The 3547-nt window shown below is 69.4% G+C and carries 2 protein-coding genes; one reads left to right on the forward strand and one right to left on the reverse strand.

Translation table 11 applies throughout. The annotated features are described in order from the left end of the window. The first annotated feature begins 498 nt into the window (after positions 1-498). Positions 499-2853 carry an FdhF/YdeP family oxidoreductase gene (locus tag ACYVM4_RS17615; RefSeq protein WP_460669367.1) on the forward strand — a complete coding sequence of 785 codons (2355 nt, stop codon included), beginning with the start codon at positions 499-501 and terminating at the stop codon, positions 2851-2853. A 127-nt stretch (positions 2854-2980) separates the two neighbouring features. On the opposite strand, the gene ACYVM4_RS17620 is transcribed toward ACYVM4_RS17615, so the two are convergent. After that, positions 2981-3304 carry a DUF6457 domain-containing protein gene (locus tag ACYVM4_RS17620; RefSeq protein ID WP_368823665.1) on the reverse strand — a complete coding sequence of 108 codons (324 nt, stop codon included), beginning with the start codon at positions 3302-3304 and terminating at the stop codon, positions 2981-2983. Positions 3305-3547 lie beyond the last annotated feature (243 nt).

Here is a 3547-nt window from a genome sequence, read left to right on the forward strand (position 1 = left end):
GGCGGCCCGGGCGGCCGACAGACCGGCCAGGGACGCCCCGACAATGACGAGGGACTCCATGAAGGGACCTCTTTCGAAAGATCTGGAGCGAGGCGGGAGAAGGGGGCCGCCCCCGCCGAGGGTTCGTAATCTGCAACATGCTTCGCGATATGAGAACAGCGTGAAGCGCATCACTCCTGCTTGTCAAGCATTCCCCCGGCCTTTTCGCGCCGGTGTCGTCCCGGGGGGCGAGATGGGGGTCGCGGAGCCCCCACTCCTTGACTCTCCCGCCAGCACCTCCAAGAATGTTGCACAATGTGAATTCCGTTGCACAGCAGTCGACGATTGTCCGGCACGCGCGACTCCTTCCCGCGGTCGGTGGACGTATCACTCCCGTGCACTGCACCAGCACCCCGTGGGTTGCCACTCCGTGCGGATCGTGGCCGTGCAGGAATTCCCGTGCCGACGTCTGCGAGCACGTCGGCGGACGTGACCAGCGACAGAGAAGGGAAGGGCCCCATGACCCGACAGAAGCCCGACGTGCGCGAGGTCGAGGAGAACGACCTGGAGGTGAGCAGGCCGAAGGACTGGGCCGGCGGTCTGCCGGCCGTCTACTACTCCATGGAGCCGGCGCTGGACCACATGGGCCCGGTCCGGGCCGGCCGAACGCTGCTGAGCATGAACCAGAAGGGCGGTTTCGACTGCATGAGCTGCGCGTGGCCGGACCCCGGTCACCGCAGCCCCTTCGAGTACTGCGAGAACGGCGCGAAGGCCGTCACCTGGGAGGCCACCCCCGTGACGGTCGCCCCCGAGTTCTGGGCGGAGCACTCGGTCAGCGATCTGCGCGGGCGCTCCGAGTACTGGCTGGGCATGCAGGGACGGCTCACCGAGCCCGTCCACAAGGCCAAGGGCGAGGACCACTACCGGCCCATCAGCTGGGACGAGGCGATCTCCATCGTGGCGGAGAAGCTCAGGGACCTGGACGATCCGGACGAGGCGGCGTTCTACACCAGCGGGCGCGCCTCCAACGAGGCCGCGTTCATCTACCAGCTGTTCGTGCGCGGGCTCGGCACCAACAACCTTCCCGACTGCTCCAACATGTGCCACGAGTCCTCGGGGTGGGGCATGGGCCAGACGATCGGCGTGGGCAAGGCCACGGTCACCTACGACGACTACGTGAACTCCGACCTGATGATCCTCATCGGCCAGAACCCGGGCACCAACCACCCGCGCATGCTCAGCGCCCTCGAGAAGCAGAAGGAGAACGGCGGGCGGATCGTCGCGGTCAACCCGCTGCCGGAGGCCGGACTGCGCCGGTTCAAGAACCCGCAGAAGCCCAAGGGTGTCATCGGCAAGGGCACCGAACTCGCGGACCAGTTCCTGCAGATCCGTGCCGGTGGGGACATGGCGCTGCTCCAGGCGGTGTCCAAACGGGTGCTCGAGGCCGAGGACGCCGCCCCCGGGACGGTGCTGGACCACGAGTTCCTCGACGAGCACTGCGAGGGCCTCCAGGAGCTCAGGGCGCACCTCGCCGAGCTGGACGAACAGACGGTGCTGGCCGCGACCGGCCTGCGCTCCGAGGAGATCGACGAGCTCGCGGACCGGTACCTGAAGGCCGAGAGCGTGATCATCACCTGGGCCATGGGCGTCACCCAGCAGAAGAACGGGGTGGCCACCATCAAGGAGATCATCAATCTCCTCCTGCTGCGGGGCAACATCGGCAAGCCGGGTGCGGGAGCCTCGCCCATCCGCGGGCACTCCAACGTGCAGGGCGACCGGACCATGGGCATCTGGGAGCAGATGCCCCCGGCGTTCCTGGACGCACTGGGCAAGGAGTTCTCCTTCGACCCGCCCCGTGACCACGGGGTCGACGCGGTCGACGCCGTCCGCCGGATGCGCGACGGCGGGATCAGGTTCTTCCTGGCCCTCGGCGGGAACTTCGTCGCGGCCATGTCCGACACCGCCGCGACGGAGGCCGCGATGGACAAGCTGGAGATGAACGTGCAGATCTCCACGAAGCTCAACCGGTCCCACACCGTGGTCGGCGAGGAAGCGCTCATCCTGCCCACCCTGGGCCGCACCGAGATCGACCGGCAGGCCGCCAGGGTGCAGTTCATCTCGGTGGAGGACACCATGAGCGCCGTCCACCCCTCGTGGGGCAAGGTCGCCCCCGTCGGGGAGAACCTCCTGTCCGAGGTGGCCATCGTGGCGCGGCTGGCTCGTGCGACCCTCGGGAACAAGGTCGACGCCGACTGGGAGGGCTTCGAGGCCGACTACGACCGGATCCGCGACCACATCTCGCACGTCGTCGTCGGGTGCGAGGACTACAACGAGAGGATCCGCCATGAGGGGGGCTTCGTGATGGCCAACGGTCCTCGGGACTCCCGTACCTTCAACACGCCCACGGGCAAGGCGCAGCTGACCGTCAACGGCCTGGACCTCCTCGAGCGCCCACCGGGCCGGCTGATCCTGCAGACGATGCGCTCCCACGACCAGTTCAACACGACGATCTACGGCCACAACGACCGCTACCGCGGTATCAAGAAGGGCCGGCACGTCGTCTTCGTGAACCCGGAGGACATCGTCGAGCTGGGGCTGGAGGACGGCCAGCTCGTGGACGTGCACGGCGAGTACGCGGACGGCAAGGACCGGGTGCTGCGGAGGTTCCGCCTCGTGTCCTATCCCACCGCCCGCGGGTGCGCCGCGGCCTACTATCCGGAGGGCAACGTCCTGGTGCCGCTCGACGACACCGTGAAGGGCAGCAACACCCCCGTGTCCAAGGGCGTCATCGTCCGCCTGGAACCGGCGTTCGAGGGTCCGGCCGGCGGCAGCGGCGAGGAGAACGTGGCGGCGGACATGCCTGCCACCGTCTGACCCGTCCCGATCGACCGGCACCGCGGCGTGGCCGCCGCTCCCCGCATCGAGGGGGCGGCGGCCGCGTCCCGTTCTTCTCCGGCTCGGGAGGACGACGCCGTGCGCCGTCCTCGTCCCACTTCCGGGCCTACTGGCCCGTCGCAGCCCACCCGACGCTGTCCTGACCGCCGTGGGCGCCGTCGGCGGCCAGGCGCTCGGCCGTGGCCGCGGCGTCGCGCACCGCCTGATCCGGGGTCTTGCCGGCCCGGTTCCCGGCCGCATCCAGCGCGGCGGCATAGCCGACGTAGAAGGTGGTCAGCGCCCCGGCCCCGGGGGAGACGGCTCCCGAGGCCCGCTGGGCGAGCTGCAGGATCTCCTGGGTGTCCACCTTCAGATCCAGGATCTGGAGCGCCTGGGCGAGCCGCTGGCTCCACTGGTCCAGGGCGAGGGCGTTGTCGTCGTGCACGGTCATATCGTCTCCTTCGGGTGGGGAACGGAACGGGGCATCACCGGTGGGCCGGCCATGCAGCTCGGCAGAGCCACATGGCCGTCATCCGCCGGAGAAGGGCGGCAGGACGTCGAGCACCGCGTCGGCCGGGACCGTGGTGTCCGGGTCGGGGCAGGCCACCCCGTCGAGCAGGAAGCTGGAGCGGGCCAGCACCTGGGCCAGCGGCGGCTGACCGGGCGGGGGCTGCGGGTGCCGCGCGACCAGCAG

The sequence above is a fragment of the Kocuria himachalensis genome (genome assembly GCF_054784195.1).

What these genes read in the sequence shown, in the direction of transcription:
- ACYVM4_RS17620 (WP_368823665.1), bottom strand. Translation starts at nt 3,304, where the DNA reads ATGACCGTGCACGACGACAACGCCCTCGCCCTGGACCAGTGGAGCCAG.
- ACYVM4_RS17615 (WP_460669367.1), top strand. Translation starts at nt 499, where the DNA reads ATGACCCGACAGAAGCCCGACGTGCGCGAGGTCGAGGAGAACGACCTG.